Source organism: Pseudonocardia oroxyli, assembly GCF_900102195.1.
GTDB classification, from domain to species: Bacteria; Actinomycetota; Actinomycetes; order Mycobacteriales; family Pseudonocardiaceae; genus Pseudonocardia; species Pseudonocardia oroxyli.
Map to the genome: position 1 here is coordinate 99933 of NZ_FNBE01000018.1, position 21277 is coordinate 121209.

Consider the following 21277-nt stretch of genomic DNA (forward strand, 5'->3'; position numbering starts at 1 on the left):
TTCGCCTGGGAGAGCTGCGGACGGATGTGACGACCTCGGCGCGCTGCCTCGTCGTGATCGCCCGGACGACGCTGGACCGAGGGTCGGGTTGAAGCCCATGGGCTCCCCCGGACGCAGACGTACCGCGCAGCCCCCTCGGGGTCTACCAGTGGACCTGCTGACCCGGCCCGCAGGCTGGCGGGACCAGGCCGAGAAGTGCCTCCGGCTGGCTTTCGTCGATCTCGGCCTCCTCGCGTGGGCGCACGAGGATCCGATGCTCGCGGCCGACTGACCGCGCCCTGGCGGCACGTGTCATCAACATCGACGAAGCGCGGTGGGCTGGGCTAACAGGGCTAGCCAGGGCCCCGATGGACGGACCAGACGCCGGTCGGAGGGGGCCGGGGTCGCTACCGTTCGAGGAGCCGTTCGACATGACCGCCGCGTTCACCGCCGCCGGGCCGTTCGCCCGTTCCGCCGCGCCTCGTCGGCGCGCCGCCGGGCCATTGTGGTCGGTGGTCAACTCCGCGGCGGCACTGCTCATGCTGCTGCTCGCGCTTCCGGTGGTCCTCGGGGTCGCTCTGGCAGTGAAGCTCGACGGTGGGCCGATGCTGTTCCGGCAGGAGAGGGTCGGGAAGGACGGGCGGGACTTCCCGATGCTGAAGTTCCGCTCGATGGTCGTGGACGCCGAGGCGCGCCTTGCGGCGCTCGGCGAGCACAACGAGGGTTCCGGGCCGCTGTTCAAGCTGCGCCACGACCCGCGGGTCACCCGGGTCGGCGCGGTGCTGCGCAAGTACTCCCTCGACGAGCTCCCCCAGCTGTTGAACGTCGTCGCCGGGCAGATGGCGCTCGTCGGGCCTCGACCGGCCCTGCGTCGCGAGGTCGAGCAGTACTGCGCCATCGCCCGGCGTCGCCTCGCCGTGAAGCCCGGGCTCACCGGGCTCTGGCAGGTCTCCGGCCGCAGCGACCTGAACTGGGAGGAGTCGATCGCGCTCGACGCCGAGTACGTCGCCACCTGGTCGCCGATGCTCGACGCGAAGATCCTGGCCCGCACCGCGGCCGCGGTGGTCCGCGGCGGCGGGGCGTACTGAGCACTCACAGGTTGCGGGCGTGGACCCCCGCCGACCGGTTGCGGGCGGGAATGCCCACCGCGACCTCGCCGGGCGGGACGTCGGCGACCACCACGGCGTTGGCGCCGACGGTCGCGCCGTCGCCGACCTTGATCGGGCCGAGGACGATCGCGCCCGCCGCGACCGTGACGTCGTCGCCGATCACCGGCGGGTCGAGGAGCTCACCGGTCCCGGAGGCCTTGAAGCCGACGGTGACCTGCTGGTTGATCCAGCAGTTCGCGCCCACGGACTTGGCCGCCACGATGGTGGCGAAGCCGTGCTGAATGAACAGGCCGGGGCCGATCTCCGGGGTGCTCAGGTGCAGGGTCGCCTCCTGCCTGTAGACGAGGCGCAGCAGCTGCCCGGCCACCATGCCCGCGAGGTTGCCGTGCCGCAGTCGGTGGTAGAAGAGGTTGCGGAACTCGTGGGACGACTCACCCAGGCACCGGAGCAACGCGGTCGTCCCGCGCTCCGAGCGCCGGTAGACCTCCTGCCACCGCTCGACGTCCGCGTCGATCAGGTCCCGGCGGTCGGTGAGCCGGTAGGCCAGGACCAGCGGTACGAGCCGGGCCGCCAGAACCCTGCGTGCCGTGTCGATCGCGCTGTGCTCGTGCCTCATCACCACGGAGTGCGTCCCCTCGCCATACGGTCTGTGACGTCCACTGTCGACCCGGAGTTCGCATTCGGATCCGGAGTGTTACCTCACGCAGGCTGTAACACGGGTCCGTTGCGGGACGAACTGACCGCCGGCTCCCCACACGCGTCCTCACGTCGCACGTCACGCGCGCAGAAAGCCGAGAAAGTGCAGGTCATGAAGGTCGACAGCCGAGCTGCGAAGCCCACCACGGACGACCCCACCCCCGAGGACCGCGTCTCCGCGGTGTTCACCGACTACGTCGAGGCGGGCGAAGGCCCGCGCTGGTTCCTCCGCAGACCCCGGCTGGCCGCCGGGCTCATCCACGACCTCGCCCGGCTTCCCCGGCACACCGTGCGCCCCGGCGGCGGCCCGAGCGGGCGGTCCCTGCGGGCCGCGCTGCCCGCCGACCGGCCGCTCAGCCGGGCACTGGGGCACCGGGCGGTGCTGGACCTGCCCGCCACCGTGGCGGAGTACGTCGACGGACACTCCAAGCAGACCCTGCGCCGCAAGGTGCGCAAGGCGCGGGCCCAGGGCATCACCTGGAAGCCGGTGACCCGGCCGGAGGAACGGCGCAAACTCCTCGCCGAGGCCGAGGACTGGGAGCGGAGCCTCCCGGCGGCCCACCGGGAGGCGGACAACTCCGACCTCGAACGACACGACCTCTGGCTGGTCGCGCTGGCCCAGGACGGCCGCCCCCTGCTCCTCGCCGTGATCCCGTACGACGACGGGTGGGCCGTGCTCCGGTACTTCCGCAGCATCGGGGCCGGGCCGGAGCAGAGCAACGCGCGCTACCTGATGATGCAGGTGGTCGCCGAGGAGCTGATCGACCGCGGCGTGCGCCACCTGGTCGACGCCGTCGCGCCGCACCGGCTGCCGAACGGCCTGCGCCACTTCCAGCGCATGCTGGGCTTCCGGATCGTCCGGGTCCGTGTGGCCTGAGGGCGGGGTGTAACGAACTCCGGGCGGATTCGGACTCACCCGCGAGGATCGTCATCGCCGCCGACCCCGGGGCCGCCTCTCCTTCCGTTCCCGCGGTGGTTGCGTCCGGCCCGCCCCGTCCCCGAGCCGGCCGCTCCCGCCCGTGTCGACCCGAAGGAGATCCGTGTCGCCGACCTCCCTGCCCGCCCCCCCGACCGCCGCCAGCCAGATCGCGGACTTCCAGCGGCTCTGCGAGGCGCGGACCGGGCGCGTCTTCGCCGACGCCATGGAGTTCCACCGCTGGAGTGTCGATCAGTCGTCGGACTTCTGGCGGGCGCTCTGGGAGACGGTCGACCTGCCGTGGTCGGGCTCCCTGGACCGGGTGCGGGTCGGCGACGAGATCGAGACGGCCGAGTTCTTCCCCGACGTCCGGCTGAACTACGCCGAGGCACTGCTCCGCCCGATCGACGGCCTGGAGGACGCACCCGCGCTGCGCTCGGTCCACGGGGGCGGGGCGGTCGAGGTGCTCACCCGCCGCGAGCTGCGCGAGGCCGTCGAACGGACCTCGGCGGCGCTCGCCGCACTGGGCCTGCGCGCCGGCGAGCGCGTGGTCCTGATCGCGCCCAGCCACCGGGAGATGACGGTCGCCGTGCTCGCTGCGGCCGCACTCGGCGCCACCGTGTCCACCGGCACGCCGGACGTCGGCGTGGCAGCGCTGCTCGGCCGCTTCGAGCAGGTCGACCCCGTGCTCCTGTTCCTCGACCGAGGCCCCGCGAAGGAACCGGAAACCCTGGTCGAGGGCCTGCTCGCGGGCCTGCCGACAGTGCGGCACGTGCTCACGCTGGACGCGCTGCCGCTGCCCGAGCAGCCGACGGTGCCGGTCGACCGGCTCGCCGACCTGGTCGCCACGGCCGGGGACCGGCCGGAGTGGCCGCGGCTGCCGTTCGCGCACCCGCTGTTCGTGATGTTCTCCTCCGGCACCACCGGCCCGCCCAAGGCCATGGTCCACGGAGTGGGGGGCACCCTGATCGAGCAGGTGAAGGAGCAGCGGCTGCACTGCGACCTGCGGCCGGGGGACGCCCTGTACTTCCACGCCACCCCCACCTGGATGGTGTGGAACTGGCAGCTCGCCGCGCTGGCGCTGGGCGTGCAGGTGGTGCTCTTCGACGGGCCGCTCGCCGGTCCGGCCACGCTCTGGGAGCTGGTCGAGCGGCACGGCGTCACACAGTTCGGCACGAGCCCCGCCTACCTGCAGCTGTGCGAGGACGCGGACTACCGGCCCGCCGCCCACCACGACCTGTCCGTGCTACGGGCGATCATGACGTCGGGCTCGGTGCTGCACGAGTGGCAGTACGACTGGGTGGCGGAGACCGTCGGCCCCGTCCCCCTGCAGTCGGTCTCCGGCGGGACCGACATCCTGGGCTGCTTCGTCCTCGGCCACCCGGACCTGCCGGTGCGGCGCGGCCGGTCCCAGTCGCTCGGCCTCGGGTTCGACCTCGCCGCCGTCGACGAGGCGGGCGAGCCGCTCGTCGGCGCGGAGGGCGACCTGGTCTGCCGCGCCCCGTTCCCGTCCCGCCCCGTCGGTTTCCTCCGCGACCCCGACGGGCGCCGCTTCCACGCGGCCTACTTCGTGGACCACCCCGGCTTCTGGACCCACGGCGACCGCATCGAGATCGCCGCAGACGGCACCTCCCGGGTCCTCGGCCGGTCCGACGGCGTGCTGAACGTCAACGGCATCCGGATCGGCCCGAGCGAGATCTACCAGACCCTCCGCTCGGTCCCCGCCGTCTCGGAGTGCATGGCGGTGGAGCAGCGCGACCCGGTGCGCGCCGGCTCGACCCGGATGGTGCTGCTCGTCGTCCTCGCCGCCGACGCGGTGCTCGACGCCGCGCTGGACCGGGAGATCCGCCGGGTCCTGCGGCGGGAGAACTCGGCCGCGCACGTCCCGGAGCTGGTCCTGGCGGTGCCGGCGCTGCCGCACACCCACAACGGCAAGCGCTCCGAGCGCGCGGCGCGGGACGCGGTCAACGGCGACCCGGTCGCCAACGAGACCTCCCTGCGCAACGCGGAGTGCCTCGACGCCATCCGCGCGGCCGTGCGCGGCTCCGCCCGGTTGCCCGAGCCGAGACCCGCGACCGAGATCGCGGCCCCCGTCACCCTCGATCCCGGGCCCGCCCCGGCCCCGGCGGACGGAGACCTGCTCGCGGTCCGGGAGCTGTGGCAGGACGTGCTCGGGGTGCGCCCCGAACCGGACGACGACTTCCTCGACATGGGCGGGTCGTCGCGCGGCGTCGTCGAGCTGCTGCGGCGGATCAAGCTGCAGCAGGGGCTGGACGTGACGATCGAGGCGTTCTTCGCCGACCCCACGCCCGCCGGGCTCGCCCGGGCGGTCGCGGCGGCCCGGAGCACCACGCTCGAGCGGTCCCGGCTGCTGCGGGCGGGCGCGGGACGCCCGATCCACCTGTTCTGCGACGCCTGGGGCCAGCTGAACTCCTTCCACACCCTCGTCGCCCGCCTGCGGACCACCCGTCCGGTGTGGGGGATCGCCCCGCCCGTGGACGAGGCGGACGGCACCCGCATCCCGGTCGCGCAGGTCGTGGACGAGGCCGTGGCGCAGGTCCGCACGGTGCAGCCCGTGGGCCCCTACAGCCTGCTCGGGTACTCCTTCGGCGGGCTCGTGGGCTACGAGGTGGCCGCCCGGCTGCGGACCGAGGGTCACGACGTCGACTACCTCGGGCTGCTCGACGTACTGCCCCCCACCGCGGCGCTGACCCCGGCCGAACGGCGGGCGCACAGCTGGGAGGGCCGGTTCGCCACGTTGACCTCGAGCAAGCTCCGCGAGGCGCTCACCCGCAGGCTGGGTGGGATCACCGGGCGGACCGTCGAGCCGGACCGTGAGCGCGCCGAGTACGAGAAGACCTCGGGGACCTTCGACGCGCACGTGCCCCGGCCGTACCCGGGGATGGTCACCTACTACCAGGCCGCGGACCGCAGACCGGTCATCGGCAACCAGCTCGCGGCCTGGCTGCGGCTCGCGCCGCACCTGGTGGTGACCACCGTGCCCGGCCACCACGAGACGATGCTGGGCAACCCGTTCGTGGACGAGGTGGCCGAGCGGATCTCCGTCACCCTCCGTTAACACCGGGCGCCGTTTTGCGGCCCGGTTGCCCCGTTCGCACCATCAGGTCACCGGATTGTGACGAAGTCACCCTCCGTTCGGCGCAACGATCACTGTCGGTGCCGCGATCACTCCGGTGAACTCCTCACCACGATCCGAGAGGACCGCCATGGCCGAGGACCGATCGCGGTCCGCGGGTACCCCCGTCGCAGACTCCGATGTGGACGCCGGCGCCGCCGCCGCCCGCACCGGCGGTCAGGCGGTGTGGAACTACGTCGTGTTCGCCCTCAGCAAGGGCTCGACGTTGATCATGACGGTCGTGCTGGCGCGGCTGCTCACCCCCGCGGACTTCGGCGTGTTCGCCCTGGCCCTGCTCGTGATCAACCTGTTCGACTACGTGAAGGACCTCGGCGTCGGGGCGTCGCTGGTCCAGAGCTCGCGGCGCTGGTCCGCGCTCGCCCCGAGCGGCGCCAGCCTCACGATCGTCACGAGCGTGGTCGTCGGCACCGTCGTGGCCCTGACCGCGAGCCGGGCCGCGGAGTTCCTCGGCAACGCCGCGCTCGCCCCGATGATCCAGGTCCTCGCGATCGCCCTGGTCATCTCCGCCCTGGCCACGGTCCCGCAGTCCCGGCTGCGTCGCCAGATCGACTTCCGCAAGCGGCTGCTCCCCGAGTTCGCGGGCGCGGTGGCCAAGACCGCGCTCTCCATCGGGCTCGCGGTGGGCGGGGTCGGGGTGTGGAGCCTGGTGTTCGGCCAGCTCGCCGCCGCGACCGTCACCACCGTCATGTATTGGTGGGTGGCCCGCGAACCACTGCGGCTGGGGTTCGACCGGGAGACCGCCAAGGAGCTCGTGCGGTTCGGTGTCCCGCTCACCGCGGTCACGCTGCTGGCCTACGGCATCTACAACGTCGACTACCTGTCCATCGGGCAGCGCCTGGGCGACGAGCAGCTCGGGCTCTACACCCTGGCCTACCGGCTCCCCGAACTGCTGGTCCTGAACCTCTGTGTCGTCGTGAGCGACGTCCTGTTCAGCTCGCTGTCCCGGATGCAGTCGGACCGGGAGGGGCTGGGCAGGCACTACCTCGCCGCGGTCGGCGTCGTCGTCGCGCTGACGGCCCCGCTCGGCGCGCTGATGGCGGCGGCCGCCCCCTCGGTGATCCACGTCCTCTACGGGGACGGGTACTCGGGCGCGGCGGACGACCTCGCCGTCCTCGCCCTGTTCACGGTGGTGTACTCGGCCTCGTTCCACTCCGGGGACGTCTACAAGGCCATGGGCAGGCCCGGTGTCCTCACCGCGATCAACGCCGGGAAGCTCGTGGTGATGGCCTACCCCATCTGGTGGGCCGCCGGGCACAGCACCCTGGCCGTCGCGCTGACGCTGCTCGCGGTCGAGGGCGTGCACTTCGTGGTGCGGATGGTGGTGGTCACCCGGATCATCGACCTACGCCTGCCCGGCTTGCTGCTCGCCATCGCCAGGCCCGTCCTGGCCGCGGGAATCGCAGGCGCCGCCATGGCCGGCGTGGCGGCGGTCCTGCCGCTGAGCCCCGGCTTCCCCGCCCTGCTCGTGATCGGGCTCGTCGGCCTGGTCGTCTATCTGCCCGCCGTCCGTCTGACCGCCCCCGCGCTCGCCCGTCGGGCGACCGCGCTCGTCCGCTCCCGACTGCCCCGTCGCGCGGGGCCTCCCGCGGCGAGCACCCGCACTTCTGAGAGGACCACCGTGAGCACCAAGTCGTCCGCCTCCCGCCGCACGGCCCGGATCGCGCTGCTCGGCGCGCTGGGTCTCGTGCTGGGCCTCGCGGGGGCGTACTTCTACACCTCGGGTCCGCAGACCTACCGGGCGCACGCCGTCCTGGCGATGCTCCCGGGCCCGTCGGTCTCCACCACCGAACAGGCGGGGGTGTGGGAGGTCCTCTCCCGCGGACAGGCCACCCGCACGGGCGCGATCGTGCTCAACCAGCCCCAGTGGCTGGACCGTGCCGCCGACCGGGTGGGGGTCGCTCCCCGGTCCCTCACGCTGGCCGCCGGCGCGGTGCCGGACACCACCCTCATCGACGTCACCCTCGACGCCGCCACACCGGACGTCGCCGAACGCGCCCTGACCGCCGTCCTCCTCGAGGCCTCCGGCCCCGCCGCCGAGGTCAGCGGTCCGTTCGCGCTCGACGTCATCCAGCCGGCCGCGGGCACGGCCGAGCCGCTGGCGGCCTCGCCGACGCCGACCTTCCTCGGCCTGGGGCTCGGTGGCGCGCTCGTCGGTGTGGGTCTCGGGTTCCTGCTCGAGCGCGTGCTGCGCCGACGGGCCGCACGCAAGGCGACCGAACCGGTCGAGGAACCCTCGCTGGAGTCCAGCGTGGGTGTCCACGACCACGCCCCGCTCCCGGCACCTGCCGCTGCGGCGCCCGCTCCCGTCGCCCCGCCCGTGCTGGGCCGGGTCCCGGTCCCGAGCATCTGGCCGCCCGACGAGGCTGCGGCCCCACATGGGGCCGGGCTGTTCCAGGCGGTCGACGTCCACTCCCCCACCGTGCCCGTCGCGGCGATCCGCAGGCCGCGACCCGCGACGGCAGAGGAGGCACGCGGTCGGGACGCGGACATCGCCCAGAAGATCGGCGGTGTCGAGCCGCCCGCGGCCGACGGCGCCGCTGAGGTACGCGACCCGGCCGAGGACCCGACCGAGGCGACTCCCGACTCCGCCACCTCGGCGAGCGACGACTCCTCGACCGACAGGAGCGGCGACTCCCCAGCCGACGAGTCCGATGAGAGCGAGCAGGCCGACGTCGACTCCGACACGGTCATCGTGCGCGTGAACGGGCGGACCCCGGAACGCACCGGATGACCACCACGGCCCCCGGACGCCCGACGTCCCCCTTCGACCTGCCCGCGCTCCGCCGGCGCCTGCCGGCCTGGGCGGGCCCGGCGGCGCTGATCGCGCTCGGCGTGGTCGTCGTCGTGGGGGCCGTCGGCGGGGCCGGGGCCGTGGTCCCGCTGGTCGCGGCTCCGGTCGCCGTGTCCGCGGCCGTGGTGGCGGTCCGCAGACCCACCGCGGCGATGGTCTTGATGACCGTCGCGGAGATGGCGAACGTCAGCGGCGCGATCGCGCTGCCGGTCAGTGCCTTCCAACTGACGCTGCTCATCGGACTGCTGTCGATCGCCAACGCGCTGCGCCGCCCCGAGAACCGGGCCCGCCTCGCCCGGCCTGCCCTCGTGATCGCGCTGCTCTTCGCCGCCTACATCGGCACCCAGCTCCTCACCTCGATCGGCTCCCAGATCCCCGCGGCGTCCTCCGAGGCGGACACCCGGATGGTGATCGACTGCCTGTTCGCGGTGGTGGTGGCCGTGCTCGCCGTGCTCAGCAGGCGACCCTGGACGCTGGCCGCCGCGATCGTGCTGCCCTTCGCGGTGCTGTGCGTGCTCGCCGTGGTGAACCAGGTGGTGTTCGCGGGCACGGCGACCTTCCACGGCTTCGCGACAGTCACCGCCGCCAGTGGCGAAGGCGTCACCACGCTGCGCCAGTCCGGGCCGCTGAACGACTCCAACTTCTGGGGCCGCCACCTCGTCGTCGCGCTGCCGATGGCCGCGGCCCTGCTGGTCCGGTCCCGCCGCGCCCGCGACGCCCGCTGGTCCGCCGTCTGGATCGCCTCGCTGGTCTGCCTGCTCGCCGGGATCTACCTCACCCAGTCCCGGGGCACGTTCATCTCGGCGATCGTGGCGATCGGCGTCTGGGTGCTGCTCAGCGGGCGCCGGGCCCGGCTCCGCGCCGCGGCCGCGCTCCCACTGGCCGTCCCGCTGGTCTTCCTGCCCGGCATCGGCGACCGGATCGTGGACCTCGTCGCGGACGTGCAGGGCGGGGACGCGGCCTACGGAGCCGATCCCTCGGTGCTGGGCAGGCGCGCCGCGCAGGAGATCGCGTGGGCGATCTTCCGGGACCGGCCGCTGCTCGGGACCGGGCCGGGCACGTACCCGTACCTGGTCGACTCCTACGCGGGCAAGGTCGGCACCGCGGTGCTCGCCCCCACGAACGCGCCCCACAACCTCTATGCCGAGCTCGCGTCCGACGGCGGGATCGTCGCCCTGATCGGCTGGGCGCTGTTCCTCGGCGGGGTCCTGGTGCTCTGTGCGGCAGCCGTGCGGCGCATCGCCCGGTCCACTCCACTCGGCGCGGCCGCCCCGGACGAGCGCTACCTCGCGGCCGCCGCCCTCGCCGGGCTGCTCGCCTGGTCGTTCGCGAGCGTGTTCCTGCACCTGTCGTACCTGCGGGCGTTCGGGGTGTTCGTGGCACTGGCCCTCTGCGTCGCGTTCACCGTCCCGAGCAACCTGCCCGTGCGGCGCCCGAGCCCGGAGCCCGTCGTGTTCGTGACCGCCCTCGTGGCCCTGGTCGTCGGCGGCGCGGCGGGTGCGGCGGTCTACTCCCAGCAGGTGCAGACGACCACGATCGCGAGCCAGGTGATCACGCTGCTGCCGGGCGGACCGATGACGCCCTACTACAACTACACGCTGGACGTCCGGTCCCGGACGCCGGTCCTCCCCACCTACGGCGGGATGATCGGCGCCGGCGGGGACGAGAGCGTCTGGACGGTCTCCGACCCGGTCCGCGGGGTGATCACGGTCTACGCCGCCGAGGGGGACGAGCCTCGGGCCCGCGCCGTTCTCTCCGGTGCGCTCAATGCGGCGGGCGGCACGCTGCGCGAGCTGACCGCGGACCGTGCGTACGTGATCAGGCCGGTCGGCGACGCGCAGATCCAGGTTCGCCGCGACGTCTCGATCGGTGGCTACGCGCTCAGCGGCCTCGCGCTGCTCGCCGGCTGCCTGCTCGCGTGGCTCGCGCTCGGCCCGGTGCGTCGCAAACACGGAGCGGGAGGCACCAGGGTGGACGACCGGATCGTGCTCGTCGAATTCTCTCCGTCCGGCGGGCTGTTCCAGTTCGCGCTGCAGCTCGGCGAGGCTCTGGCCGCCGAGGGGCACCGGGTCGAGCTGGTGACGGGTCCGGACCCGGAGCGCGGATCACGCCACCCGGGCCTGGTCGTCTCCCCGGTGCTGCCGACCTGGCACCCGGCCGAGACGGGCGGGCTGTGGGGCCCGCTGCGCAAGCTCCGCAGGCTGCAGCGGGCGGCGCAGCTGGTCGCCGCGTGGGTCGTGCTCGCAGACCGGCTTCGCCGGAACCCGCCGCGCGCCGTGGTGTGGTCACACTGGCGGTTCACGTTCGAGCCGATGTTCGTGCACGTGATCGCGCGGATGCTCGGCGGACGCAGCCTGCTCGGGATCGTCGCGCACGAGCCCCTGCCGCGGTCGGACGCCAAGGACACCGCGACGCCGAAGGACGGCAAGCTGCTCGAGCGCGCATTCCGACGGGCCTGGCAGGACATGGACGTGGCCTTCGTGCTCGGTGAACACACCCGGGCGATCGTCCAGGAGCACTGGGCGCCGCGGTGCGAGGTCGTGGTGATCCCGCACGGCGACGAGGCGTTGCTGCGCGGAGAGGCACCCGTCCAGGCGGTCGCGCGGACGGGCCCGGAGGTCCTGTTCTTCGGCACCTGGTCCCGCTACAAGGGCATCGACGTGCTGCTCGAGGCCTTCGCCCTCGTGCGGGCGGACGTCCCCACCGCCCGCTTGGTGCTCGCGGGCGGCGTCGGCGCGGACGTGGACCTCGACCAGCTGTTGGAGCGGGCCCGCGAGATCGGCGGCGTGGACGCCCGACCGGGCTATGTGGACATCGCAGACGTGCCCGATCTGGTCGGTTCCTCCCGTTTTGTCGTGGTACCGTACGTCCGGGCCAGCCAGAGTGGGGTGGCACACCTCGCCTTCACCTTCGGCCGTCCGGTCGTGGCCTCGGCGGTCGGTGACATCCCCGCGGCGGTACACCATGAGGTGAACGGTCTGCTCGTGCCGCCGTCCGATGCGGTCGCGCTCGCGGCGGCGATGCGGCGGCTGTTGGTGGACGAGGAGCTGGCGGCCCGGTGGGGCGCGGCGGGCAGACGCGCGGTCGAGGCCGAGTGGCAGGTCGCGGCCACCCGGATGGTCCGCGCGTTGGACGCCGCCGAGGAGACCGCCCTGCGCGAGGATGTGCATCGATGACGTCGACGAGGAGGCTGCTCCCGTCCGGAAGGCGCCTGCTCCTGGTCGGAGCGGGTGCGGGAGTGGTGGTCGTGCTTCTCGTCCTGACGCTGCTGATGACGGTGCTCGCTCCCGGGCACGCCACCTTCGAGCAGCCCTTCGCCTCGGACAGCACCTGGAACACCCCGATCGCGGCGGACGCGGGGGTCGACCCGAACTCGGACCGGTTGATCACAGGCGTCACCTACGAACGGATGCTGCATGCGGGCATGGCGGAGTTCGGGCTGCCCCTCTACCGTGCCGACGCGGACACCCCCCGGCACACCGTCACCTGCACCATCGACGAGGAGTGGGGCGGCTGCCCGTTCGACGGGGTCGAGGTGCCCATCCCGGACGACGCCCGGCCGCAGTACGGGTCGGACGGCGCCATGGTCGTCGTCGACGAGGCCACCGGCAAGAACTACGAGTTCTGGCAGGCACGACGCACGGCGACCGGCTGGGTGACCAGCTTCGGCGCGATCACCGACCTGGACGGCTCCGGCTGGCAGGGCCAGGCCACCGGTTCCGGCGCCTCGCGGCTCGCCGGGGTGATCCGGTTGAGCGAGATCGAAGCGGGCGAGATACCCCATGCCCTCGCCCTCCAGAGCTACAACGTCTGCAAGGACGTCTTCCGCGCCCCCGCGCTCAAGACGGACGGCCGGTCGGGGCGGCCGGACTGCCTGCCCGAGGGCGCCCGGCTGCAGCTCGACCCGACGCTCGACGTGGCCGCCCTCCCCGGCCTGACGCCCGCCGCGCGGGCCGTCGCCGAGGCGATGCAGCGCTACGGCGGCTACGTGATGGACGTCAGCGCCGCCCCGCTGAGCGTCGGTTTCGAGCGGGCGCCGGACGCGGGCCCGTCCGAGCCGGGCGCCGTGTACCGGGCGGCCGGGATGCGCTGGGACTACGACGGCATGGAACAGATCCCGTGGGACCGTCTCCGGGTCCTGGCCTGACCCTCACACAGAGAGGACGACGATGCGCGTACTGACCTTGGTGGACGCCTTTCGGATGGGCGGCGCCGAGACGCTGCTCGCCCCCCTCGCGACCGCCGCCCGGAGGGAGGGCATCGAGCTCGAGGTCGTCAGCCTGATGGACGAGTCGGTGGCGTCGACGAAGACGCTCGAGGTGCTCGACCAGGCGGGGGTCCGGCCGCGGATGCTGCGGGTCAAGCGCCTGCTGGACCCCACCGCGATCCCGCAGATCGTGGCCGAGATCCGGCGCAGCCGCTGCGACGTCGTCCACTCGCACCTGGAGATGGCGAACACCCTCGCCGTCCCCGCCGCGCGCCTCGCGCGGACGCCGGTGGTCTGTACCTTCCACCACGTCGCGGTGCCGACGATCCAGGGGCAGGCGCGGCGGGAGCGGCTCGCGGTGAACGTCGCGACCCGCGCCGACCGCACCATCTTCGTGTCCACCGCGCAGCTGGACTCCTGGCACGCCATGTACCGGCGGGGACCGGTGCCGGACAACTGGACCGTGGTGCACAACGGTGTCGACCTGGACCTCTACGCCCCCGACGTACCGCAGCCGGACATCCGCACCGAGCTCACCGGCGGGCGGGCGACCGACGGGCCGGTCGTCGTCCTGCCTGCGGCGTTCCGGGACTTCAAGGGGATTCCGGTGGCGATCGAGGCGTGGCCACTGGTGCAGGAGCGCTGCCCCGACGCCGTCTTGAGCCTCGTCGGCGGCGGCGAAATGGAGGAGGAGATCCGGGACCGGATCGCCCGGCTCGGCCTGGAGAAGTCCGTCGTCCTGGCGGGGGTGCGCTCGGACATGCCCGCCGTCTACCGATCCGCCGACCTCGTCCTGCTCCCCTCGATCCACGGCGAGAACCTGCCGACGGTGCTGATCGAGGCGGCCGCCTCGGGCCGCGCCGTCGCCGCCTCCCGGGTCGGCGGGATCCCCGACATCGTCGACCACCGCGAAACGGGTCTGCTCTTCGAGCGGGACGACCCGGCGGCGCTCGCCGCCGCGGTGATCGAGCTGCTCGAAGACGCAGACCTGCGCGAGCGCCTGGGCACGGCCGGCGTCGCGCAGGCCCGCACCAAGTTCTCGGCCGACGCGTGGGTGCGGAACCTGCGGCGGGTCTACGAGGCCGCGCTGGCGAGCCCGTCCAGGCCGAAGATACGGTCGTAGCGGCTGGTCACGGCGGCGCGGCCGTAGACCCGCTGGTAGAACTCGCCCGCGGCCTTGGAGAGCTGGGCGTTCCGCTCCGGCTCGACGGCCGCGACCAGCAGCTCACCCCACCGGCCCAGGTCGTCCTCGACGAGGCAGCCGTCGGACCCGTCGGGGGCCAGCGGGATCCCGTCGACGGCGGGACCGGTCGCCAGCACCGGGACCCCGCGGGCGAACGTCTCCAGCATCTTGATCTTGATTCCGCTGCCGAAGCGCAGCGGGGCCAGCGTCGCCGTGGCACGGGCGAAGACCGGCGCCAGGTCCGGGACGAAGCCCTCGATCCGCACCCGGTCGCCGAAGGGTTCGGCCAGGGCGGTCAGGTCCGCGGTGGCGCCGCCGCCGATGACGCGCAGGACCGCGCCCGGGATCCGACGCTGCAACTCGGGCATGACCTCGCGGAGGAAGGCGCAGACGGCGTCGTCGTTGTGCGGGAGGTTGAGCCTGCCGAGGAACACGAACTCGGGCGGGTCGACGGGGGCCCGCTCCGCCGCGGGGATCTCCGGGAGCAGGCCGTCGATGCGCTCCACCGCCGTCGAGCCGGTGCGCTCGCGCAGCAGGTCGACCTCGTGCTGGTTGATCAGCAGGCAGCGGTCGAAGTCCCGAACGGTGGCGATCTCGCGCTGCCGGATGCGGTCGCGCTCCATCCGGAGCACCGGGCGGTAGACCGCGGGCCGACGGACCAGGGCACGCAACGGCGCGGGCACGTTCGCAGCGAACTCGCCGAGCGGGTCGAAGCCGACCTCATGGGTGTCGGCGAAGCGAAGCATGCGGTCGTAGCGCTCGGAGAACAGGTCGTCGAGGTAGAGGACCCGAGTTCGGGCCCGCGGCGAAGCGGGGGCGTGCTGCCCCATCCGCACGGTGTCGTACACCTCGATCGTGGGCTGCAACCAGGACACCAACGCGTGGATCTGGTCGCGGAGCTCGCGCGAGCCGAACATCGACTCCTGCGCCGTGTAGGTGCGGTCGGTCAGCAGCCGACCGCCGAGCGTGGCAAGCTGGGTCACCGCGCCGGGGCGGTCCAACCGGTGCGTCACCGCGGGGATGTCCGGCGCCTGGACACCGCGGGGAGCCAGCAGGGCGTAGTGCACACGGTCGGGGCCGAGCCGTTCGGAGAGGTGGCGAACGATGCCGTTGAGGACCATGCGCTTGCCGGAATCCGCCGGGACCGGCGACACTGCACTGACGACGAGAGCGGTCTCGGACACGGGTACTTCCTTAGATTCGGCGATGCCGGGAGGCGGCGGAGGGCTCAACCTGGACGGAGCGGCACCTCGGGGGGTCGAGTGAACTGGGTCTTGTGGCTGGTGGTCGGCTGGGTGGCGGCGGCCGCCGTGGTCGGTGTCATCGTGGGCCTCGCCCTGCGCCGGACCGGGCGGGAACCACTCGAGCACGAGCTCCTGGAGGCCCACCTGCTGGTGTCCGACCAGACCACCCCGCGTCCCGATCCGCGAGCCCGCCGCGAGCCCTCGCCGCGCGCCGAGGAGGAGGCTCCGCGTCCTGCGGCGCCGCCCTCCCCGAAGCGTCGCGGTCGCTGACGCGTCACATCGGGCGGGCCCACTTCCGGGCAGTGGCCAGGACCCGTCCCAGCAGTGCGGTGTTCTCCAGCAGGTCGAACTCTCGCTCCACGCGCTCGCGGCCGCGCCGGGAGCGCTCCGTCCGCCCGCACGGGTCCGCGATCGTCTCCTCCAGCCGGTCGCGCAGCGCGGCCGCGCTCCCCGGCTCGGCCAGCAGCCCGGTGACGCCGTTCTCCACGATCTCCGGAATGCCGGACAGCTCCGTCGACACCGCGGGAACGCCACTGGCGAGGGCCTCGATCAACGCGACCGGCAACCCCTCCATCTGACCGTCGGCGGCGACGACGCTCGGCAGCACGAACAGGTGCGCGCGGTCGAGCAGCTCGCGGACCTGCAGTTCGGAGCGACCACCGAGGAAGCGGACGCGGCGTTCGAGGCCCAGAGCGGCGACCTGCGCGCGCAGCGACTCCGCCAGGACACCCTCACCGACCAGGTCCAGCTCGATCCGGTCGACACCGGGGCCACCCTTGGCGAGGGCCTCGAGCAGCACCGCGTGACCCTTGTACTCCTGCAGCGAGGCGACGCACAGTGCGCGCAGCGGGCCCGCGGGCGGCAGCGCCCGCTGTTGGAAGCGGTAGTCCTCGGGCACCACGCCGCAGTGGACGATCGTGACACGCTCGGGCTCGATCCCTGTCTCGCGGAGCACGAGGTCGCGGTTGTAGCGGGAGATGGTGACGACGTAGTCCGCCTCGGCGGCCACGACGGCGAGCAGGGTGCGGTCGACGTAGAGGTCGTGGGCGTGCGCCGTGAACCCGTACGGCACCCCGACCAGCCTGCGACACAGCCACGCCGTGAATGCCGGATAGGTGGCGTAGTGGGCGTGGACACGCTCCGGAGGGTCGGCGGCCATGTCTCGCGCGTGCGCGGCGGCGACCGCCACGGCGGCCCCCATCCGCAGGAGCCTGCGCGGGTCCGACCGGTGCCGGACGACGACCACCGCGAGTGCGCTCAGGAACGGCCCGGGCCTGCGGACGAGTGCCCAGAGGACCCCGGCGAGCATCGCGGCGACCCCGGGCCGCCGCACCCTGGGGACGAACCGGCGGGCGACCTCGTGCACCGCTGTGGACTCGGGCGAGGGGAACAGTGCACGAACACCGACGGACCACTCCCCCGCGTCCTCCAGTGCCGCGATCTCGCGGGCGATGAAGGTCTCGGAGGTCTTCGGGAACCGGGAGACGACGTAGTCGATGCGGGGCGGCTCGGACGCGGGTGGCATGCTCAATGGTCGCCCCGCCGGACGAGCTCCCTGGCCGTCATCAGCATGATGCTGACATCGAGCCAGAGCGACCAGTTGGCGATGTAGTAGTTGTCGTAGCGGGCCCGGTCCGAGATCGAGGTGTTCCCGCGCAGCCCGTTGACCTGGGCGAGCCCGGTCAGACCGGTCGGCACGCGGTGCCGGGCCCAGTACCGGTCGTGGATCGCCGAGAACTCCTGCACGAACCCCGGACGCTCCGGGCGCGGCCCCACCAGGCTCATGTCGCCCCGCACGACGTTCCACAGCTGCGGGAGCTCATCGAGGGAGGTGCGGCGCAGCACCCGACCGACCGGACCGACCCGAGGGTCACCGGCGATGCTCCACCGTGTGGCCGACTCGGTGTTGTCCGCCGGGCGCATGCTCCGCAGCTTGAACAGGGTGAACAGCTTCCCGTCGAGTCCGACGCGCTCCTGCCGGAACAGGATGGGCCTGCCGCTCTCCACCAGCACGGCGAGCGCCGCGATGAGGATGACCGGAGCCAGGAAGAGGAGCGCCAGACCCGCGACGACCTTGTCCACCAGGATCTTCACCGACCAGCTGAGCGAGTGGGTCGGCGAGGTGGTGAGACGGACCAGGGGGTAGCTGCGCAGCCGCTCGACGTCCGGCGCGTCTCGGTACAGCTCGAAGAACCGGGGGACGACCAGCAACGAGACACCGAGCTGGCGGGCCGTGATGGCGAGGTCGACGACGTGGGTGTCCGCGTCCGCGCTGAAGGCGATCACCACGGTGGAGACCCGCTGGTCGCGGATGACCGTCGCCAGGTCGGAGCCCAGCACCGGCAGACCGGACTCCGCCGCCTCGGAGGCGTCCGCATCGACGAAGCCCAACGGACGCAACCCGACCTCGGGATGGTCGCCCATGAGCCGCGCGAGATCGAGCCCCACGCGACTCGCCCCCACGATCACGGTCCGCTCGGTGCGCCCGCGCCTGCGGGCCCAGCGGGCGAGCTGGAAGGCGATGTTCTCGAGCGGGACCGTGAGCGCCAGGAACAGCGATCCGGTGAGGGCGATCGCCGGGAGCTCGGACAGCCCGCGGGTCCAGACGAACGAGACGACGGTGAGGACGGCCAGGGCGACCGCGACGCTGAGCACCGAGCGCGGCAGCTCCTGCAGGAACGACAGCCGCAGCCGACCCCGGTAGACCTTGAAGCAGTAGCGGGTGCTGAGCACGATCCCCAGCACGGCCACGACGGCGGGCCGCTCCAGCCCCGCCAGGACACAGGCCACGAAGACCGCGACCGTGTCGGCCACGAGCAGGAGAGTGGGGATACCCCCGAACAGCTGCACGATCGGCCCGGCCTGGAACGCCTCGGATCGAAGCAGCTCGACCTTCGGCTGCAGGGGCACACCGGCGGGCACCGGGAGCAGTGAGGCGGGATGCGACTCGTTCTTCTCCATCGCCGTCACGCCGTGTTACCCCGCTTCGCTGTACTCGACCAGGTCAGGGCGACAGGACACACTGCGACCCTCTCACCCTTTCGTGTTAGTGAATCGACCGCTCGTACCATCGCGTTACCCCCAGCGAGTTCGGCCCCGACGAACACCACCCGGATTTCCCCTGCTCTCACCGGGTGAGCCTGTTACCCCGAACGGCCTACACCCGCTGACTCTCGGCGACGATGGCGACAGTCACTGCTGTGTTCGCCGAAGCACGCCCGGACGTTCCCTCGTTGTGGCGACGCTCACTCGGAGTGAGAACACGCGGGGATACGCGAGGTCAGGAGCCGATCGACTGCGACATCTCGGCGGCCGGCGCGACCTCGAGCACGGCGTGGTGGGCGTCGGCGATCTTGCGGTGCCCCAGCACCGACGGGTGGCAGCGGTCCGCGAGCGTGTCCCGCCGGAAGTCGACCAGCCCGTTGAGGTGCACGATGCGGACGTTCGGGCGCCCCGCGGCCTCCTCCACCTGGATGCGCTCGGCCACGGCGAGGCTTCGGCGCGACCGGGGGTAGAACACGGCGTTGGGGAAGCCGATGCTCGCGACGACGACCGGCCAGCCGCGCCGGTCGGTCTCGTCGAGGAAGGCGCGGAACTGCGCGCGGTAGGTCTCGTGCGGCACCCGGGGGACGCCTCCCGTGAGGTGGATCGCCGCGTTCTTGACCGCGATGCGCGCGGCAGTGCTGCGCATCTCGCTGCGTCGCTTGTCCGGCTCCGCAGAGTAGAAGGGCCTCGCGTCGAGCCCGACGAGCCCCCGCCACGACTCCGGACCGAAGCGCTCGACGGCCCGGTTCACGAAGGCCCGGGGATGCACGAGCGACTCGGTCTGCCCGGTGCTGATCAAGACCAGGTCCGGCTCGAACTTGTCGAGCCGCGGCAGCAGCGCCGTGCACTCCTCGACCGGGCGGCTGGCCTTCGCCTTCATCAGGATCGCGCTCGCCTGCAGGTCCTTGGCCACCATCCGGGGGTAGGAGTGCTCCCGAACGCCCAGTCCGGCCGCGAGGCTGTCGCCCAGCACCGCGATCCTGGGGTTCGACGGCACGACGAGCGGGTCCACGGCGCCCATGAGGTCTCCCATCTGCAATGGTCCACCGGCAGGAGCGGCGGATCTCGCAGGGTGTGTCGGCGCAGGCCGTGGTTCGTTATCGATTCGGCTCCCGAGGGCGCCTACATCCCCAGCTCCGTCGGCGACGAGAACCTCAGCTCCTCCCCCACACGAGCCAAGGCGGCCGCGACGGAGATCTCGTGCGGCTGCTGCTCCATGAGATCGGCCAGGCTCGGCTCGAACTCCGGGATGTCCGGCACGAAGTTGATGGACTTCAGCCGCACCCGCGCGCTGAGGTTGGCGGCGTCGATGGACTCGACGGTGATCGAGCTGATCTGCGGGCCCCACGTGCTGCCGGGGACGCCCGCCGTCTGGCCGTTCTGGTCCTTCACCAGGTAGGTGATGCCGTCCTCGATGCGGTGCACGAGCACCGCGGGCGCGCCGATGCCGGCGTCCCAGTCGCTGTTGTGGCGGAACTCCACGAGCAGGCCGCGGTAGTCGATCATCAGGAAGCCGGGGAGGTCGTGGCGGTGCAGCGGCCGCAGCTCGACCACCGTGTCCACCGCGTGCCCCGAGGTGATCCGCCGGACCCGGCTCTGGTCGACCCACCCCGCGATGGTCATGTTGCCCGCGTTGAGGCCGGGGCCTATGGGGTACACGGCGTCCCCGCGGACGGTGCGCGTCGTCCAGAACGGGTTGTCCGCCATGCGAGCGCGGGCGGTGCTCATGACGTCGAACGGGTCGGTGTAGTCGTCGGTCGTCCCGTCGAGTCGGGAATGCGCCAACCCGAACCCGTGCCCGATCTCCTGGCCGAGCAGGCCGGGCGCGAGCCCGGACATCGCCAGGTTCCTGCCGTCGTCGTAACAGACGACGCCCGAGCCGCCCCCGAAGAGATCCGACGGCGCGTTCGTCACCACCACCAGGTTGGCGTACGGGCTCAGGTCGATGCCCGCTCCCGCGGCGGCCTCGCGCGCCCACGTGATCAGGTCCAGCCTGCCCTGCGGGTTCGCGCCGCTGCCGACGTACTCCGACTGCTTCTGGGCGAGCTCCATCCAGCCGTGCACGTCCATCGCGAGCTCGAGCTGCCCGTGCGAGACGGCGCAGAAGAAGTCCGGCATGTTCCACCGCCCCAGCCCGGGCCCGGTGAACAGCTCCTCGTAGCGGGCTCGGGGCAGCGGCTCACTGTCATCGCCCTTGAACTTGCACAGCAGCACGGCCCATCGCGACGTCGTCACCCGGAGTGTCTCGCCCGGTACGTGACGTGCGTTACGTCGAGCAACCAGCCGACGTCAGGCCGCCTCGCTCAACCACGGCTCCCAGGCGGGATGCGGCTCGACCGCCAGCACCAGCACCCCACCCGCAGCCCGGTTGGGCGGTTTGGGGGCCTTCTCCAGCGTCCAACCGAGCTCGTCGAGGAGCTTGTCCGCCTTCTTGGAGTTGCAGGCCTTGCAGGCGGCCACGCAGTTCTCCCACGAGTGCGCCCCGCCGCGGCTGCGCGGGATCACGTGGTCGATGGTGTCCGCCTTCTTGCCGCAGTACGCGCAACGCCGCAGGTCACGGCGGAGGACACCGGCCCGCGTCATCGGGACGGCACGGCGGTAGGGCACCCGGACGTAGCGGGAGAGCCGCATCACCGACGGTGCCGGCACCGTGAGGTTCTCGGAATGGAAGGCCGCGCCCTCGAGGGCGGCCTGGACGCACTCGGCCTTGCCGGAGAGCATCAGCACGATCGCGCGTTTCGCCGTGACCACGGCCAAGGGTTCGAAACTGGCGTTGAGCAGCAACACCCTGGAACCCGGCGGGAGCGAGGTGACCTCGCCCGCCTCCCCCGCGGCTCCCCCGGTGTCCGGGACAGCGGCGAGGACTTGGGGTTGTCGGTCCGGCACGCGACCACCTCCGTCAGCTCTAGCTAAGTCGACCATACGAGAGGCCGGTTACGCACGTGTGATA

General features: G+C 72.6%; 16 protein-coding genes. 9 read left to right on the forward strand and 7 right to left on the reverse strand.

Going from position 1 to position 21277, the window contains the following annotated elements; all coding sequences use genetic code 11:
- Positions 1–148: 148 nt before the first annotated feature.
- Together BLS43_RS31770 and BLS43_RS24115 are read left to right on the forward strand one after the other, a co-directional pair.
- Positions 149–271, forward strand: coding sequence for a hypothetical protein (locus tag BLS43_RS31770; protein WP_281245868.1), 123 nt, complete (start codon positions 149–151; stop codon positions 269–271).
- A gap of 139 nt (positions 272–410) precedes the next feature.
- On the forward strand, positions 411–1067 hold the full coding sequence (locus BLS43_RS24115) for a sugar transferase (protein WP_425438565.1): 657 nt from the start codon (positions 411–413) through the stop codon (positions 1065–1067).
- A gap of 4 nt (positions 1068–1071) precedes the next feature.
- On the opposite strand, the gene BLS43_RS31775 is transcribed toward BLS43_RS24115, so the two are convergent.
- Positions 1072–1704 (reverse strand): serine O-acetyltransferase, encoded by a 633-nt coding sequence (locus BLS43_RS31775; RefSeq protein WP_093089044.1) that lies wholly within the window; start codon positions 1702–1704, stop codon positions 1072–1074.
- Positions 1705–1896: 192 nt separating this feature from the next.
- On the opposite strand from BLS43_RS31775, the gene BLS43_RS24125 reads away from it, so the two are divergent.
- The 6 genes from BLS43_RS24125 to BLS43_RS24150 all read left to right on the forward strand — a co-directional run bounded on the left by BLS43_RS24125 (position 1897) and on the right by BLS43_RS24150 (position 13978).
- A complete protein-coding gene (locus BLS43_RS24125; protein WP_093088990.1) occupies positions 1897–2661 on the forward strand; it encodes a hypothetical protein in 765 nt (254 codons plus the stop codon).
- A gap of 163 nt (positions 2662–2824) precedes the next feature.
- Positions 2825–5779 (forward strand): acetoacetate--CoA ligase, encoded by a 2955-nt coding sequence (locus tag BLS43_RS24130; protein ID WP_218129988.1) that lies wholly within the window; start codon positions 2825–2827, stop codon positions 5777–5779.
- A 148-nt stretch (positions 5780–5927) separates the two neighbouring features.
- Positions 5928–8588 (forward strand): lipopolysaccharide biosynthesis protein, encoded by a 2661-nt coding sequence (locus tag BLS43_RS24135; RefSeq protein WP_093088991.1) that lies wholly within the window; start codon positions 5928–5930, stop codon positions 8586–8588.
- On the forward strand, positions 8585–11824 hold the full coding sequence (locus tag BLS43_RS24140; protein WP_093088992.1) for a glycosyltransferase: 3240 nt from the start codon (positions 8585–8587) through the stop codon (positions 11822–11824). The genes BLS43_RS24135 and BLS43_RS24140 overlap by 4 nt, the downstream gene beginning before the upstream one ends.
- Positions 11821–12795 (forward strand): hypothetical protein, encoded by a 975-nt coding sequence (locus BLS43_RS24145; protein WP_218129989.1) that lies wholly within the window; start codon positions 11821–11823, stop codon positions 12793–12795. Before BLS43_RS24140 ends, BLS43_RS24145 begins: the two co-directional genes overlap by 4 nt.
- Positions 12796–12817: 22 nt before the next feature.
- The gene (locus tag BLS43_RS24150; RefSeq protein ID WP_093088993.1) at positions 12818–13978 is read left to right on the forward strand and encodes a glycosyltransferase family 4 protein; all 1161 of its coding nucleotides are present in this window, start codon (positions 12818–12820) and stop codon (positions 13976–13978) included.
- On the opposite strand, the gene BLS43_RS24155 is transcribed toward BLS43_RS24150, so the two are convergent.
- Positions 13930–15222 (reverse strand): glycosyltransferase family 4 protein, encoded by a 1293-nt coding sequence (locus BLS43_RS24155; RefSeq protein WP_093088994.1) that lies wholly within the window; start codon positions 15220–15222, stop codon positions 13930–13932. The two genes, BLS43_RS24150 and BLS43_RS24155, sit on opposite strands and share 49 nt — an antisense overlap.
- A gap of 78 nt (positions 15223–15300) precedes the next feature.
- On the opposite strand from BLS43_RS24155, the gene BLS43_RS24160 reads away from it, so the two are divergent.
- Complete coding sequence (locus BLS43_RS24160; protein WP_093088995.1) at positions 15301–15552, forward strand: hypothetical protein; 252 nt, start codon at positions 15301–15303, stop codon at positions 15550–15552.
- A gap of 4 nt (positions 15553–15556) precedes the next feature.
- Here the strand turns inward: BLS43_RS24160 and BLS43_RS24165 are convergent, their stop codons facing one another.
- The 5 genes from BLS43_RS24165 to BLS43_RS24185 form a co-directional block, all read right to left on the reverse strand.
- Entirely contained in the window at positions 15557–16807 is a 1251-nt protein-coding gene (locus BLS43_RS24165) for a glycosyltransferase (RefSeq protein ID WP_093088996.1), read from the reverse strand.
- Positions 16808–16809: 2 nt separating this feature from the next.
- On the reverse strand, positions 16810–18243 hold the full coding sequence (locus tag BLS43_RS24170; RefSeq protein WP_143030199.1) for a sugar transferase: 1434 nt from the start codon (positions 18241–18243) through the stop codon (positions 16810–16812).
- A gap of 319 nt (positions 18244–18562) precedes the next feature.
- Positions 18563–19348, reverse strand: a complete 786-nt coding sequence (locus BLS43_RS24175; RefSeq protein ID WP_093088998.1) for an SGNH/GDSL hydrolase family protein — start codon at positions 19346–19348, stop codon at positions 18563–18565.
- Between the two features lie 101 nt (positions 19349–19449).
- Positions 19450–20562, reverse strand: coding sequence for a hypothetical protein (locus tag BLS43_RS24180; RefSeq protein ID WP_143030200.1), 1113 nt, complete (start codon positions 20560–20562; stop codon positions 19450–19452).
- Between the two features lie 54 nt (positions 20563–20616).
- Complete coding sequence (locus tag BLS43_RS24185) at positions 20617–21213, reverse strand: HNH endonuclease (RefSeq protein WP_425438566.1); 597 nt, start codon at positions 21211–21213, stop codon at positions 20617–20619.
- Positions 21214–21277: the final 64 nt, after the last annotated feature.